Annotated in this window: 15 protein-coding genes; 10 read left to right on the top strand and 5 right to left on the bottom strand. The window is 54.2% G+C overall.

The genetic code is table 11. The features are described 5' to 3' along the window. The first annotated feature begins 13 nt into the window (after positions 1-13). Positions 14-1000: a serine hydrolase gene (locus F2P45_RS18905; protein ID WP_166878482.1), complete on the top strand. Its 987-nt coding sequence runs from the start codon at positions 14-16 to the stop codon at positions 998-1000. A gap of 109 nt (positions 1001-1109) precedes the next feature. After that, positions 1110-1433, top strand: a complete 324-nt coding sequence (locus F2P45_RS18900; protein WP_166878478.1) for a BON domain-containing protein — start codon at positions 1110-1112, stop codon at positions 1431-1433. A 65-nt stretch (positions 1434-1498) separates the two neighbouring features. On the opposite strand, the gene F2P45_RS18895 is transcribed toward F2P45_RS18900, so the two are convergent. The 4 genes from F2P45_RS18895 to F2P45_RS18880 all read right to left on the bottom strand — a co-directional run bounded on the left by F2P45_RS18895 (position 1499) and on the right by F2P45_RS18880 (position 3833). Further along, entirely contained in the window at positions 1499-2128 is a 630-nt protein-coding gene (locus tag F2P45_RS18895) for a hypothetical protein (protein WP_166878475.1), read from the bottom strand. Between the two features lie 8 nt (positions 2129-2136). After that, a complete protein-coding gene (locus F2P45_RS18890; RefSeq protein WP_166878473.1) occupies positions 2137-2838 on the bottom strand; it encodes a HupE/UreJ family protein in 702 nt (233 codons plus the stop codon). A 246-nt stretch (positions 2839-3084) separates the two neighbouring features. Then, positions 3085-3522 (bottom strand): hypothetical protein, encoded by a 438-nt coding sequence (locus F2P45_RS18885; protein WP_166878470.1) that lies wholly within the window; start codon positions 3520-3522, stop codon positions 3085-3087. Further along, positions 3489-3833, bottom strand: coding sequence for a gamma-glutamylcyclotransferase family protein (locus F2P45_RS18880; protein ID WP_370663279.1), 345 nt, complete (start codon positions 3831-3833; stop codon positions 3489-3491). The genes F2P45_RS18885 and F2P45_RS18880 overlap by 34 nt, the downstream gene beginning before the upstream one ends. Positions 3834-3948: 115 nt before the next feature. Here F2P45_RS18880 and F2P45_RS36790 point away from each other — a divergent pair, with 115 nt between their 5' ends. From F2P45_RS36790 to F2P45_RS18860, 5 genes are all read left to right on the top strand, one after another. After that, a complete protein-coding gene (locus tag F2P45_RS36790; protein ID WP_267877361.1) occupies positions 3949-4074 on the top strand; it encodes a hypothetical protein in 126 nt (41 codons plus the stop codon). Positions 4075-4214: 140 nt separating this feature from the next. After that, a complete protein-coding gene (locus tag F2P45_RS18875) occupies positions 4215-5396 on the top strand; it encodes a tyrosine-type recombinase/integrase (RefSeq protein ID WP_166878467.1) in 1182 nt (393 codons plus the stop codon). Then, positions 5393-6880 carry a tyrosine-type recombinase/integrase gene (locus F2P45_RS18870; RefSeq protein ID WP_166878464.1) on the top strand — a complete coding sequence of 496 codons (1488 nt, stop codon included), beginning with the start codon at positions 5393-5395 and terminating at the stop codon, positions 6878-6880. The genes F2P45_RS18875 and F2P45_RS18870 overlap by 4 nt, the downstream gene beginning before the upstream one ends. Further along, a complete protein-coding gene (locus F2P45_RS18865; protein WP_166878462.1) occupies positions 6873-9209 on the top strand; it encodes a hypothetical protein in 2337 nt (778 codons plus the stop codon). Before F2P45_RS18870 ends, F2P45_RS18865 begins: the two co-directional genes overlap by 8 nt. After that, on the top strand, positions 9199-9702 hold the full coding sequence (locus F2P45_RS18860) for a hypothetical protein (RefSeq protein WP_166878459.1): 504 nt from the start codon (positions 9199-9201) through the stop codon (positions 9700-9702). Before F2P45_RS18865 ends, F2P45_RS18860 begins: the two co-directional genes overlap by 11 nt. A gap of 1039 nt (positions 9703-10741) precedes the next feature. On the opposite strand, the gene F2P45_RS37280 is transcribed toward F2P45_RS18860, so the two are convergent. Then, positions 10742-11269 (bottom strand): transposase, encoded by a 528-nt coding sequence (locus F2P45_RS37280; protein ID WP_370663278.1) that lies wholly within the window; start codon positions 11267-11269, stop codon positions 10742-10744. Between the two features lie 98 nt (positions 11270-11367). Here F2P45_RS37280 and F2P45_RS37275 point away from each other — a divergent pair, with 98 nt between their 5' ends. The 3 genes from F2P45_RS37275 (at position 11368) to F2P45_RS18835 (ending at position 13682) form a co-directional block, all read left to right on the top strand. Then, entirely contained in the window at positions 11368-11526 is a 159-nt protein-coding gene (locus F2P45_RS37275; RefSeq protein WP_370663277.1) for a hypothetical protein, read from the top strand. An 852-nt stretch (positions 11527-12378) separates the two neighbouring features. Then, positions 12379-12576, top strand: coding sequence for a methylation-associated defense system helix-turn-helix domain-containing protein MAD1 (gene mads1 / locus F2P45_RS18840; RefSeq protein WP_187367192.1), 198 nt, complete (start codon positions 12379-12381; stop codon positions 12574-12576). 65 nt (positions 12577-12641) lie between these two features. Next, entirely contained in the window at positions 12642-13682 is a 1041-nt protein-coding gene (locus F2P45_RS18835; protein ID WP_166878447.1) for a DNA cytosine methyltransferase, read from the top strand. Positions 13683-13765: the final 83 nt, after the last annotated feature.

Here is a 13765-nt window from a genome sequence, read left to right as displayed (position 1 = left end):
CGTCGACGATGTCATGAAAATCACTCTTCCCGCCATGCTGGGCGTGGCGGCCATGGTGCTGGCGGTGCTGGGGGCGCCGGCGCTGGCGCGCGGCGGCAAGGCCGGCGCCCACGCGGTAGCAAAAGGGGCGCGCCATATCCAGGTCAAGCCGGCGGCACGGCTCAAGGCAAAGCCCGGGGCCAGGCTGGCGAAGCGCAAGGCCGCACCCGGGCGCACACCCGCCGCGCGTCATCGGGCCTATTCGCCGCAGCAGGCGAAGATGGCGGCGCTCAGGTCGAGCGCGGTGCTGATTCTCGATCCGGCCGCGCGCCAGGTGCTGTACCAGAAGAATGCCGGCGCGGTCATGCCGATCGCCTCGGTCACCAAACTGATGACCGCGCTGGTGGTGATCGGGGCAGGGCAGGCGCTCGACGAGGTGCTGACCGTGAGCGACGCCGATGTCGACCGCCTCAAGTATTCGTCCTCGCGCCTGCGGGTCGGCACCCGGCTGGCGCGCTCGACCATGCTGCACATCGCGCTGATGAGTTCGGAAAACCGCGCGGCTTCGGCGCTGGGGCGCCATTATCCCGGCGGCACGCCGGCCTTCGTGCGGGCCATGAACGCGAAGGCGCGCGAACTGGGCATGCAGCGCACCCGCTTCGTCGAACCGACCGGTTTGTCGAGCCTGAACGTGTCGACGCCCGAGGACCTGGCCAGGCTGGTCATGGCGGCGCAGCGGCAGCCGCTGATCCGGCGCTATTCGACCGATCCCGACCATACCATCGCGCAAGGCCGCCAGGCCACGCGCTACCGCAATTCGAACCGCCTGATCGCCAGCCCGGGCTGGCGGATCGGCACCCAGAAGACCGGCTACATAGCGGAAGCGGGGCGCTGCATGGTGCTGCATGCGAGGGTGCAAGGGCGCGCGGTGGTGATGGTTTTTCTTGACTCCCACGGGAAGTATTCGCGCGCCAGCGACGCCAACCAGGTGCGCTCCTGGCTGGTGCGAGCGCGGCGTTGAGTACGCGTTGCGGCTTCCGTTACCGGACGCAGGAACCGATGGCGATTTTGACGATCGAATCCTGGTCGCCCGTGATTTCGGGCCGATTCGCATTCAACTGGAGAACGCCATGAACCTTGTCAGATCAAGCACATCGACTGTCATCCGCAGCCTGTTCCTTGCCGCCGCCCTGTCGCTCGCAGGCTGTGCGTCCGACCCGACCGACCGCAGCGTCGGCGTGGTCCTCGAAGATACCGCCATCAGCGCGCGCGTCAAGGCGGCGCTGGCGGGCGACCCCGACGTCAAGGCACGCGAGGTCCAGGTCGAGACCTTTCGCGGGGTCGTGCAGTTGAGCGGCTTCGTCGATTCGCCCGAGAACGTGCGGCGCGCCACCGATGTGGCCAAGCGTGTCGACGGCGTGCGCGAAGTCAAGAACGCGCTGATCGTGAAGTAGCGCGCCGGGCGGCGCGCCTGTTCATCCGGCGCGCCGTGGAAGCTGCGGCGCCAGTCCGCATCCAGCTACTTCTTGAAAATATCGCTGTAATAGCCGCTGGCCTGCAGCACCATGGTGACCGGTTCATCGTTCAGGTTTTTCCAATACCAGCCATGCACGCCGGTGAACGGGGCAATCAGCACGCCGCTGGAGTGGCTGACGTCGTCTTCCAGGATGAAGCTCTCGAATTCGTCGCCCTTGGCGTTGACCGGTTCGCCATGAAAATCGTGGTTAAGTACTTCGCCTTTGGTCGTCTTCCACGAAAACATCAGGGCAGACCCTTTCGCCAGATGGGTTTTCACTTCCACGCCCTTGCCGGGCGCCAGGGTAATTTCCTGCGTGTCGGCGCGGTAGGCGACGGTTTGCTTCGATGCGATGGTGATGCCGCGCACTTCGCCCGGCGCGGATACGGTCGATCCTTTTGCCGTCGGCACCGGCGTGGCGGCCGCCTTGGCCGGCAGGGCCGCAGGCGCGGCGGCACTGTGCAATTTGGTCAATCCGAGCGCCTTGCCCGCGCCGGTCGGATCGATTCCGTACTCGGCGGGCAACACGGCAACGACGAGCAGCACGGCGGCGGCCGCCGCGGCGATCAGGCAGCCACGCAAGAGTTCCTTTTTCGGCGCGACGACGCCGGCGTTCGATGGTGGCAAAGACATGGTGTTTCCTATTGACTGAGAAAGCCGGTGAATTGATAGCCGGCCAGGACGAAACCGGCGCTCATGAGCGCAAAGTTGCTGGTGAAGGCATGCCGCGCAAAGCTGGCGGTGGTGCGCCAGTAGCGCATGACGATCAGGATCATGCCGAGCGCGAGCAGCTGGCCGAGCTCGACCCCTAGGTTGAAGGCGATCATGTTCGGGACCAGGCCATCTGGCGAGAGCGAGAAGTCCTGCAATTTCGTGGCCAGTCCCAGGCCGTGGAAGAAGCCGAAAATCAGGACAGCCGCCTTTTTGTTCGGCTGCACGCCGGCCACGGTCTTGAAACCACCCAGGTTGTCGAAGGCGCGGTACACGATCGACAGGCCGATAATGGCGTCCACCAGATAGGCGTTGATATGCCAGCCGTTGAGAACGCCGAGCAGCAGGGTGGTGCTGTGGCCGAGCGCGAACAAGGTGACATAGACGCCGATATCCTTCATCCGGTACAGGAAGAAGATCACGCCGCACAGGAACAGCAGGTGGTCGTAGCCGGTCACCATGTGCTTGGCGCCCAGGTACAGATAGGGCAGGAAATGCACGCCGGTGGCGCCTTGCAGGAAACTCTGGTCCGACTCGGAAACGCCATGGGCAAGGGCGCCGGTAGCTAGCACGCAAAGCGCCATGCCGAGCAGGCACGCACGGGCGCGATTGGCCCGATCATTGAACGACATTGCAGTTTTCTCCTGGTTGACCGGTAAACGAAGCGTGATTATCGCCGATTGCAGCGTGATTGCTGGCTTTGGGCGATGCAGGATCGCTGAACATCCTGAATCTTTAAATCGACATTACCCGAAATATTGTCGATTTAGATTTCGCGTGGGCGAACAGTGGTGGCGGGCTGTCTGCCACTGCTCCCGGCCGTTGAAAGCGCGGAATCGACTTTTACCGGGATTTGCTCTGTCTGGACACAAGGTCGATCAAACATGAGCCTGTTTGACGATTCTCTGTCCGCAGGTGAGATGACGGCCGCCACCCCATCGATCCAGGTCCTGCAGGCAGAATCGGATGCCGCAGAAGGGACACTTCATCCAGCCTGGCGTGTATTCAATGGCCGCAACCGGTTCCCGGTCTTTGGCCGGCCAGTCCGTTTCTTTCTTCAACCAGGCCAGGCGTCCCCTGGCTTCATTTAGCGCGACTTCATGCGATTCAAAGCGTGATGTGGCTTTTGACTCCAGTTTCCATACAGGGCTCGCTGCGGTTTCTGTATTGATGAACCCAGCATAGCCATGGGTGCCGTCATCACGCCTGACAAACGCGACGCGAAAGCGGCTGTCCGCACTGACAATGTCATCGATTTTTCTCATCGAATATCTCGGATCCGTCAGCGAAAAATAGGCGTAGGCAAGAGGATCCATGCTTGCGCCCCTGACGCTAACGTCGCCACAATCCGCTTGCAGGCATCGGCTTCATACGCGTCGGCGTCCACGAGCTCGGCCTCGGAAACTTCGAATACAGTTCCTTGCACCCGATCCTCTGCATTGTCACTAAACCGGACGATTGGGTGGTGCGTCTTGCCGCTCGTGGCGGCGAACTCCGGGTCCTCGCTTTGCACGATTGCCTGCGCAAAGCCAACCAGTGCGTCTGCGCTGCCGGCGAGGCGTCTTCCAAATGTGGCGAGCTGGACACCTTCTTGTTGCAAGCTTCCGTACGAGAACAGCAATGGCACGTGAATCCTATCGATCATTGTTGAGGCAGGGTTCGCCATGGGCGGCAGATTGCCTGAGCGCTGACGTGGCACACCCACCGGATTCTACACACGCCGCGTGGAAGCTGGATTGTTGATGAGCCTGGCTAACCAAGGGCCGGATGCGCACGGTCGCGCCGTCGGCTCGGTCTTCAATGGCAAATCCGCATTCTTTGAGGTCAACGCACCGACCCTGATCGCTGCCGAGCAATCGAACAGATGAGCCGACGATGACGTTTCCATCACCCTTAATTTAACATAATATTGATTATGCGAATGCGATGCAGTTGAGATGGTGTTGCGTTTCGGGACAACTTGTGCGCACAATTAGAAAATATTGTGTACTTTGGGCGTAGCTATTGAATGTTAAGAAAAATCGAACACTTCGGTTATGTCCTGACTGACCAGACTGGCTGGCCTCGCTTCTGGTCGACGGCGTGGAGCCTGCTTGCAGGTGCAGGGCTCGCACCTGCAACTTTGAAAAAAAGGCTCTTACACATCGATGATTTCTATGCACATGTTGAGTCAACGCTTCCTCCAACCCATCTCGACGACGCCCTCAACACGCTGAAATTTGAACAAATCGAGGATCTTTTGGAATCATATTTTGTTTCGTTGCGAAACGTATCTAAAGTGAGTTCTTCAATTGGCGAACGTTGGCGCACAAATCTGAATTTTTGTCGAGACATTTCAGAGCGACTTGCTCGGTCGGATGCGACAGGCGCACGCTTCGCTGATATCGCAGTTCGTTTGGAGCGACTTGAGCGCCTATATGGGCAGCTTCGTCCTCCGAAACCCCAAACCGTAACGTTTGTACGCGCGCTACCTGCTGCCGTATTAGAAGAACTGTATAGCAACGTTGTTCCTGGTGCAGAGAAAAACCCATTTCCCAACCCTACGACTCAATGGCGAGTTTACGCCACCTTCCTACTCCTGCTTCATCAAGGCTTACGCCGTAGTGAGACATTGATTCTCCCCGTCGATTTTCTTAAGCACGAGCGTTCGGCGAAAGGTGTGCAATATTGGTTAAATGTAAAGGCGACGTCCCAGGAAGACGATAGTCGTTATTCAACGCCGAGTATTAAAACGGTTAGTTCTATACGCCAAATTCCAGTGAGTGCCACTACAGCACAAGCATTAATGGCTTACGCTGAGAACTACAGAGGGAATCAAAATCATTCCTACTTTCTGAGTAGTGCGAAAAACCGTCCGCTTTCAGCAGAAGGTGTGAACTATTTCCTGAGACTACTCAGTAGATCTTTATCTAAGACAGCCCTAAAAATGCTTGAAGACCGAACAGGAATGCACAGTATTTCTCCACACGACCTGAGGCATACAGCAGCAGTTATTAGGATGAAACAACTTTTGTCTAAAGGTGACCCCATGCCAGAAGCCTTACAGAAGATGCGCAGTTTTTTTGGTTGGGCCAGGGACTCCACTATGCCTCAACTATACGCAAAGGCAGCCTTTGAAGAGCGGTTGGCGACGGTTTGGTCAGACGAGTTCGATGAGCGTACTGCAATGCTAATGGAGCTTCCGGAATGAAACCTCAAGTAAATTTGAACAGAGAGCAAGTACCGATAAGCATCCCCGCCCTCCTCCTACCGTCGGTTGTCCGATATCACGACGACTACACCGACAAGCATCACAGTTTCTCGGATTTCTCATGTGATATTTGGCCAGTTTATGCTAACGGTGCGATATTAAAGATTAACTTTGATAAATTTATCGAATCCGGACCGTTACTTATAATAATAAAGGCCTTTGTATGTGAAATGATACGCACCACTAGCGGAGTCACCGCTGGCCATTATATTTTCGGGTTGCGCGCAATCGCCCCAAATGACATAACCAGGCTGCTTACAACTGAAGTAAGCCAGTGCCGGTTTATTTGGGACGAATTATTGGCGCAGCAAATGCACCTGCATAGTTATCAAGCTCTAAAGTCTTTACTCAAGTTCTCAGCATCGCAGAAGATCGGAACCTGGGCGCCCTCCTATATATCATATATCTCTTCGTCTCTACCGCTCCCCAGCCGGGACAAACATGCAGCTGTACGGTCCGGTGATGTTTTTATCGACATTAACGCGGAAGCGAAATTAGTGCGATGGATCCAGAACGCTGCTCAAACCGCATCCTCCTTGGCACTTCCTGATCTAATAGATGCTGGCATGGTCATATGTTGCTATCAGTTCGCAATGCGTCCGAAACAGATTGGATTGCTGCGCTATCGTGACATGCGATTTTTTACTTCCCAAGCTGGTGATGAGTCGGTCCATTTGACCTTCCACATGTTGAAACAACGTGCGGCGACGTCCAAACGTTGCCCTCTAATACGGAAGGTAAAAAAGGAGTGGGTACCCATATTCTCCGAACTATTGGCGCGAACAAAATTATCAGGTGACTCTCATCTTTTTGGCATAACAGTTGCCTCAAATGTATCTACGCGGTTGCAAGCTGCACTCATTCGAATCACTGGTGATGAATGGACGCCTACCGACCTAAGACATTCCGGCGCGATGCGACAGGTCGATGCTGGAGCGAGCGCTGAAGAACTTGCTGAATTTATGGGGCACTCCAGTCTAGACTCTGGAACGGTTTATTATGACACTTCCGCGACTCAGGCGGAACGCGTCAACCAAGCGCTAGGAATTTCTCAAACTTATAGAACTGTTGTAAAAATCGCAGCTATGGGCTTCATATCTCCAAACGAGCTCTCAACTTTAAAGGGTGAAAATCAAATAGCCGGTGCCCCGCACGGGATCCCTATCTCGGGTATTGGAGCATGCGAAACTGGCCAGCCAACTTGCCCCTATAATCCAATAACAGCTTGCTATGGATGTCCGAAATTTCTCGCAACGACTGATGTAGAAATCCATAAGCAAGTTCTCAGCGAGTTTCGCGAAATTGTCCGGTTTTTCTATGTCTCGTCAAGAGGAGAGAATCAGTCGCCCGCGTACTTACAGCTAAAGCAAACAATTAATGAGGTGCAAGACGTGATCGCAATTATCGAAGATAGAAATGCTTAATTCCTTGGACATAAGAAGCGATCATACCCCCCTAGAGTTCGACGCATATATTGAACAGGGAAAAAAATTGGCCAAATCTGCTGGGCTTAACTGGACGATGATGGTCAGCGATGATGGATACGCTTCTGAAGGCACAGCATGGGACCTGCGCGCGCTTATCAGCGATGGAAATCCACTTCAGGCAAAACTTCGAAACTTCTCAATCGTAGCCAAAGTCAAAGCTAAATCCGATCGAATTATCAATAGCACGGTTGAGAGCTGTCGTCCGGGAGTTATCTCCGAAAGCTGGCAAGATCTGATCAAGGCATATACCTTGAACCACTTAATGGTGTTAGGTCTGAGTCTGCCTTATCTGGCCGGCGTATGCAATGCTATTCGCCTTCTCGCCACCGTGAAACAAAAGCCACTATGGTTGTTGACTGATGAGGATTTCCGGGAATGTATGGCGATCGCTCGGGATATTCAGCCATCCGGTCAAACAGCAGTCATTATCGGCGCTTTCGTTAAGACAACTGTTGATACGTATCATCTTTCGCCACACTGCCCTCTGTTTTCTAAGATCGACTCTGCTCGCCCAACTTCTCCGCAAAACAAGCGAAGCGCGAAGTTTAAAACCGCGGAAACCACAATCCGAGATTCGCTATCAATTCGTAAAAATGCGGAGAAGCTGCCTGAACAGCGAGCTTTTTGGGAGCTAATCAGAATCATCTTTACTGAATCACCACGCACCTTTATCGACGCAATAAGATTTGCGCAATGTAAATTGCTGGTCCTAACGGGTCTTCGTGTCGGTGAAATTTCGATGGTTCCGCTTGACTGGAAGCGTGTCCTTGAATATAGGGATATCAAAGGGGTGAGCGCTGAAAGATATGGGGGCTTCGGGAGCGCTACTCTTTTGCGTCATTTCGCGGAAAAACAGGGAAGTAAACGGCGGGAAATAGGCGCCCTTTGGGAAAATACCCAGTTTATTCCGTCGGTTTTTGAAACTTTGATCGGCGAAATTCTTGACCACGTAGCGCAGATTACCGGGCCGCTGCGCAAAACATTGAAAATGCAGACGGATTCGGGTCGAATTCTACCGATGTACAGTCCAGAGTCGGTTCAACCCATAAGCGTTCTGTATAGTCGACTTACTGGAAGTGTTTTATTCAAGGACGTTCCCGATAACGTGGTTGGCCCGTACCTTTCACGTTACCGCGAAAGTTTTGATGTCGCACTTTTGGACGAGCTAATGCTCCTACAAAGCGACGTTGGACACCCGGCTAGATCCGCATTTTACACTTTCGCAAATCGACTTCAAACCGAAGGCTTACAGTTTAGGAGTGCTGACGGTAGACCTTGGGCTGGCAGAGGCGTGACCAACCAATTCCTCCGTATTGATGAGATTGAACACTATATACGAGCAAAATTACCAACAAAGATATCTGACACGGCGGCATTCAGGCTGGACGGCGGTGGTAGCCTCCAATCGCATGAGCTGATCTTCCTAATCCCCAAACGTGCTGTCGGAGAAGGTCGCGGCGACAATCCATGTCATATTGGCTACACAATGGGAGTAGGAATAGCGACGCCAGAGATCATTGGAAACGCGTTGACTTCGAATGGGCCGAATGGCCCAAGTATATTTCAGACCTACGGCCAGACAGCGGTGGATCAGAAACTTTTACTACTTCCGCATAGTTTACGACATCTCCAAAATACCGAGCTATTCCGGCTTGGCATTGCCGATACTATTATTACCAAGCGATTTAATCGTAGATCTGTCGCTCAGAGTTACGAGTATGATCATCGAAGTCTTCAGGAGGAGCTAGATCAAGTTTCTTTACCAGACGAGTGGGAGGAGTTTCTCGGCCCCAAGGCTAACACTGTAGCCAAGCTTATCAAGGCAGGTCGGGCAAATGGTCCTATAGTCGCAGAGTTCCGACATTTAGAAAAAACGCAAGGTTCAGAAGTCGCGTATAGCTTTCTAAAAGGCGAGGCGGATGGATTTCATGCAACTCCTTATGGTCATTGTCTGAATTCTTTTACCGTGGCGCCCTGCCCTACGCACCTCGAATGTTTTAACGGCTGCATGCATTTGTCAGCAACGGACCTGCCTGAAAATCGCCGCAATCTCGTCGCGCTGCAAGGAAAACTTAAGGCTGCCGTTGATCTCGCGCGATCGAAACCGCCATCAACTGTGGGCAGGGAGAATCAAATTCAGCACGCTGAGCTTCGTCTAGCAAACGTAGGATTGCTTCTCGCAACAGAACCAGGCGAACGCGTTTTCCCAGAGGGCCGCGATTTCTCAAGCGATACCAAAAGAAAGGACCTACTAGATGGTACGTAAGCGTTCCGACGAGGCTGACACTCAGCTCACAGCGATTTTAGAAAGCCTTTTGGCTGAAAACATCAATATCAGCGCACGTGAGGTCGCAAAGCGCCACCCTGAGGTAGCAAGCGCTTCTACAATCACCCGCGACCGCGCTCGCAGAGAACTACTTGAAATTTATCAGTTGCGCCAAGTTGAGCTAAACAAATGGCAAGATCGCCTCAAGAAAGGGAGCAAAGCTGAGGTCGCTACAAAGCTGGAACAACAACAGAGCCGGATTGAGCAGCTAGAGCGGAACGAGGAAATTCTTCTTCGGGGCCATGTTTCACTTATTGCCGTTATGGCGGAGCTCGGGGGCACCACAAAACTGTCGAGCTACTATAATCGTTTCTCTGAACTACGGGATTCACTGGCACAACTTAATGCACTCCCAGAAAGCGCAAGAAAAATAAGTGGAATTGCAGCAAAAGAACGGAAGAAATCGCCTCCAAAAAAACGTGCGGGAAAGTGAATAATTCTAGAAATCATGGTCGCGCAGTCACTGCCGTTTCGAGGAGGCGTGTTTACCGAGTTTTCCGGATGCGCCCCCCCGCCCCGAGTCAGCCGAAATAGGCGCCGAGCCATTTCGGCCGCCCTAACTCATCAATGGCGGCTTTTTAGCTAAAAATTCCGTTGCCTTGACTCCCAACGAGCAAAACGTCGCAATGCTCACCCTCTTAGGTCAATTGTGACCACCATCGAATCTCGTGCATGAAAGAATCTGGGCTGACGCCAAGGGCAATCAGCCAATCTCTAGTCTCTACCACGTCGAGACGCCGGTCGAGATTCTCTACCTTTGCAACATAGGATTGAGGTCTGGCGAGCAGTTGCGCTAGTTGCCACTGCGTAACTTTCCGTGTCATTCTTGCAGTTATCATGTGTTCAATAAATTCGCAGTAACGAGGATCGTGGATTGATTTCATCCCCCATGTGATCATCACAGCACAATTATCCCAAAATGGGATAATATGTGTGACATGTTCAGCTCTGATGGAGTAAAAAATGGCGTTCCATCGCATCGGCAACTCGATCTATTCCGACGACGAAATCCGGGGCAGAAGCGAGGAGACCATGTCAATTGTGATCCCAGCTATCGTCACGGCGGTCGCCGTTTACTACTTACATGGGTATCTGAGTGGAGTCTCGTACTTTGTCGTGCACACGACGACCGCCAAACTAATTTACGTCCTTCTCGGCCTGACAGTCTTCTGTGTGTCCCATATTTATCACAGAGTAATAGCAGTAGTGGTCGTGTTAGCAATAGGTGGAACACTCATGACGCTTTCTGGCATGGCACTGTGGCACTGGCTAAAGGCATAGGTATGTCTGAGCAGGAAGAATTTCGAGGGCTACCAAACGATTGGATTATCCGCCTTGCACGGGCACGTCAGCTTTCCGCAGAAGGCAAGGAATGCGCCATGTGCGGAGGCACTGGAGGTTGGCCAGGTCTTCAGAAATTTGTAGATTGCATACCATGCGGCGGTTCGGGCGTAGCATGTGCTGCAACCCCATCATACGAAAAATTGGGCTGACTTCATTGATGTAATGTTGTCAACACTGCGGCACTGAGAGTGTAAAACAAGGATGCAATAGGCGTGATTGATGCAGTCGACGGCCCGCAGGTCGGCTTGGTCATGTGCGGTCAGCGCGGCCAAGGTCTGTAGGTTGTCGCACATGATTCTGGCGGCGACATACTGAACCACGGCCTGCTGGGATAGGCCGGAAACGTGCCCCAAGTTGAGGCGGCCCTTGAGCCGTTTGAAGGCTTTCTCGATGCGCCAGCGCTTGTGGTAGAAGTCGCCAAAGGCGGCGGCCGGAAAGCGTGCGGTGCCTAACAAATTGGTCATCAACACACGCACTTTGCCGTTCGGTGCGACGTCGCGCACCAGGAGAACCTGCTGTGGCGTGCAGGCGAACTCGCAATCGGCGGCATCGCGCTGCGATGGTGCACTGAGCGTGACAATCTGCTCATCAAGACCGGAGCGCAAAAACGCCTGCACGCAGGCGAAGCCGCCGTAGCCAGCTTTTTCCACCCGCATGCAGAATGAAATGGCACGCTCATTGAGCAGGGCAACGAGCCAGCGCGACGGATAGCCCGGTATAGCAGCAGCGAGTCGTCGCTGGAGAGCCGGTCCAGATGCTGGACCAACGCCTGGCGCTCGCCGCACTCCTCAATGCCGTGGAGCGAGGTCGCCACCATCAACTCGGCGCCGGGCAGAAACAAGCCAAAGAGAATCTGGTCGGGCGGCGCAGCGTGCGCGCGGCGGGTGGCACGTACGCCGAAGCGCACCGTTGATGCGTCGGCGGCGACCAGGCGCAAGCCGTGCCAGCGCGGCACGAACCCGTGTAGCTCGGCGCGGTTGACGAGCCAATCGTTGAGCAAAGGAATGGCGGTCAAGGACAGTTTGGCGCGCGCTTGTGCGAACGCCTGCTCGGAAACCACGCGCAACAATTGGGCCTGCCCGGCCAGGTGACCAAAAAATGTGTCGAGCTCGGCCTGAATGCTCATGCGCATGCCGCTGAGCATGAGCGCGACGAGCAATGGCAAGTGCGTGTGCACAGTACGGGTGTACCGGTTGGCGTGAAGGTCGTTTTTTTCCGGCCTAGAAAGTTCAGGCTTGCCGCTACGGGCAGCAGTAGCACCGCCTGCGCCTCGGATGGCAAGTTCGACGCAAATTCGCACGATACGCAGCGATGGAACAACCGGCCTTCACGCATCAATGCTCGGCTCCCTACCACCGTCGGGCAATCGCGACGCGAACGCCAACTATTGGGTGCTATGCCAGTGTGCTCTCAACTGGATCTCCCTGCCGCGCGGACTGGGACTTCCGCGCCGGATACTTGGCTCAGGTCGGGCATGATGTCGTGGATCGTAAAGAATTTCGATTCGCTTCGCCAGGACCCAAAAACTCGATACTTGGAGGTCGTCGAAGCGCCCGCCCAACGACCTGCCCCCTCTGTCCTCCAGGCAACCTTTTTTCGGTCGCCAGGACTCGCATTAAACCTTCTGTACGGTCTTAATCAGGCTTAACCAGGTTAAAACAAGCCAATCCATGGCAAACCGCGTCGAAGTTCATTTACATCTTCTCGTGGGCATGCGATCATTCGAAATTGCCCAATTTTCGCTTTTGAGATGGAACCTCCTGTTATGTCAGAACGCTGGTTGTCGGTCGAGGAGATTGCTGAATACCTCGGAGTGAGCAAGGACACCGTCTACGCTTGGATAAGCAAGCGGAACATGCCAGCTCATCGCATCGGCAGGCTTTGGAAATTCAAATCCGACGAAGTCGACGACTGGGTACGCTCTGGTGGCGCTGCTGAGATCGAAAACCGGAGCAAAGGTTAATTTTTGTTAACTGATGGTATGGCTTCGCTATGCGGTAGGAATCAAATCAATCATGGAGATGTAATGTGAAGAAAATTGCTTGTGTCGACTTGTTCTGCGGCGCGGGGGGGCTTACCCATGGATTTGTTTTGGAAGGCTTGCCTGTAACAGCGGGCATTGATTTGGACCCTGCTTGCAGGTACCCCTACGAGTCGAATAACGAGGCGAAATTCTTGGAGCGAGATATCAGCAAAGTATCTGCCGAAGAACTGCTGACACTCTTTGGCAATGCAGATGTGAAGATTCTCGCAGGTTGCGCGCCTTGCCAACCATTCTCAACGTATGCGCACCGATATGAAATAGACGGAAAAGAAGGAAAGTGGGGACTCCTTTACGAATTTGCACGCCTTGCTGAAGGGGCGTCTCCCGATGTTATTACGATGGAAAATGTGCCATCTGTGGCGCGGCACGCGGTCTTTCACGATTTCATTGACACCCTAAAAAGGCTCGGCTACCACGTCTGGTTCGATATCGTCGATAGTTCAAAATACGGAGTTCCTCAGATTCGACGCCGAATGGTCCTGTTAGCCTCAAAGCACGGTAGCATCACGATGGTACCGGCAACTCATGTGAAGCCGAAAACAGTTCGTCAAGCCATCGGTCGCTTGCGAAGTCTGCATGCAGGGGAGTCTGCAACAAGGGATAAGCTCCATGCAACAGCATCGTTGTCGGAAAAAAATCTGCAACGTATTCGAGCCTCGCGACCAGGAGGAACTTGGCGGGATTGGCCCGGACATCTTGTTGCAGAGTGCCACCGGGCTGAGAGCGGACGAACATATCCAGGCGTGTACGGCCGCATGGAATGGAACAAGCCAGCTCCCACAATGACTACGCAATGCTACGGATTCGGAAATGGGCGCTTTGGACATCCAAAACAAGATAGGGCGATCTCATTGCGGGAGGCCGCAATCTTGCAGAGCTTCCCCCGTGACTATGTTTTTGTGCCGGCCGGTGGCGAAGTCAGCTTCACAGCACTTGGACGCCTAATTGGTAACGCAGTACCCGTGGATTTGGGGAGGGCGATCGCAAGAAGTATTAGTGCCCACATCGCACCGCTTTTGAATTAGTCGGGCATAAATTTGATCCGAGTGCCGCGCACCGGTTTAGCAGATGCCAATCACGCGACGCGAACAAGGATTTCTGGTGGTCA

The sequence above is a fragment of the Massilia mucilaginosa genome, assembly GCF_011682145.1.
In the GTDB taxonomy this organism is placed as follows: domain Bacteria; phylum Pseudomonadota; class Gammaproteobacteria; order Burkholderiales; family Burkholderiaceae_D; genus Telluria_A; species Telluria_A mucilaginosa.
The sequence above is the reverse complement of the archived record's forward strand: the minus strand, read 5'-3'. Positions and strand labels throughout refer to the sequence as shown.